Below are 721 nucleotides of genomic sequence, written 5' to 3' on the forward strand. Positions count from 1 at the left end.
GTCGTGCACCGCCCCGCACCCACAGGTCCAAACCCTGTCCGAGAGGGTGAGGGCGGTGTGGATTGTCCCGCACTCCCGACAGAGCTTGCTGCTGGGGAAGTAGCGGTCAATCACGGCGAGATGTTTGCGGTGCCAGACCGTTTTGTACTCCAGTTGCCTGCGGAACTCGCCCAACGCCGCGTCCAGCACCGATGTGGACAGCTTGGTTCTCGCCATCCCCTTCAGGTTCAGGTCTTCGATGCACAGCCCGTCGTACTTCTGGACGAGTCCGGTGGTCAGCTTGTGCAGCCAGTCCTGCCGCTGGTTACGCACCCTGGCGTGTACCTTGCTCAGCCGATGCCTCGCCTTTTCCCGGTTCTTGCTCCCCCTCCTCTTGCGGGATAGCTCCCTTTGCGCTCTACGGAGTTTGGCGAGCCCCTTGCGGTAGAACCTCGGTGGGGCAATCCGAGTTCCGTCGGACAGCACGGCGAAGTCCTTGAGCCCCAGGTCAACCCCCACCACCCGCTCGGGGTTGGCGGGGGGCAAGGGGACGTCGGGCATCTCGAACTCGGCGGTCAGGGTCACGTACCAGGGCCCGTCAGCCTCCCGCTTGAAGGTGGCCCCCTTAATGGGGCAATAGATCGGCGGGCCCTGGCGTACCCGCACCCCGCCGACTTTTGGGACATACCCCTTGGGTGTCTCCCCTTGGCCCCCCGGGGGTTCCCTTTTTCCACCCCCCCCC

General features: G+C 64.9%; 1 protein-coding gene. It reads right to left on the minus strand.

Translation table 11 applies throughout. The annotated features are described in order from the left end of the window. The coding region (locus EKL94_RS22170; protein WP_148105822.1) for an RNA-guided endonuclease InsQ/TnpB family protein at positions 1-721 on the minus strand (721 nt) is incomplete at both ends.

The sequence above is a fragment of the Stenotrophomonas maltophilia genome, assembly GCF_003970865.1.
Lineage (GTDB): Bacteria > Pseudomonadota > Gammaproteobacteria > Xanthomonadales > Xanthomonadaceae > Stenotrophomonas > Stenotrophomonas maltophilia_AR.